Raw genomic sequence first — 443 nt, forward strand, 5'->3', positions numbered from 1 at the left:
GGCCCTTTTGCAAAGGTCAATTCATTTATACGTCCGTTTTTATCAGTCAACACCAAACGCACCCAATCTAATTCTCGCATCAGTTGTAGATTTCGGTCAAGAAATGGATGATTACCGCTCAATGCAACAAGAAAAAAGTTATCTCCAATCTTCGCTGTAACAGTCCTTGCTAAAGCTTGCCCAATGGAGTGTTCACTTGCCTTAAAAACTAATGTTTGAACATTGCTTATAACTTTCCCTGAAAATTTATCAGAAAGATTAAAAATAAGATCCATAATATACGCAGCAGGAAGAGACAGATCGGTATTACGACGTAGAATCAATCGTAATGATAACCCTTCATCTGGAATTGTTATATCACCTTGTATAATCAACTCTTCTGGAGCTCCCTTCATATGGGATTCCTTTATAAGCATCCAACGAGAACTCCCCATTGCAACTTT

1 pseudogene is annotated in these 443 nt (G+C 37.9%); it reads right to left on the minus strand.

Annotation, left to right across the window (positions count from 1 at the left end):
- Window positions 1–443 (minus strand): annotated as a pseudogene (locus J7R13_RS08980) (hypothetical protein); the annotation flags it as partial.

It is taken from the genome of Bartonella taylorii 8TBB, assembly GCF_902825155.1.
GTDB lineage: Bacteria > Pseudomonadota > Alphaproteobacteria > Rhizobiales > Rhizobiaceae > Bartonella > Bartonella taylorii_A.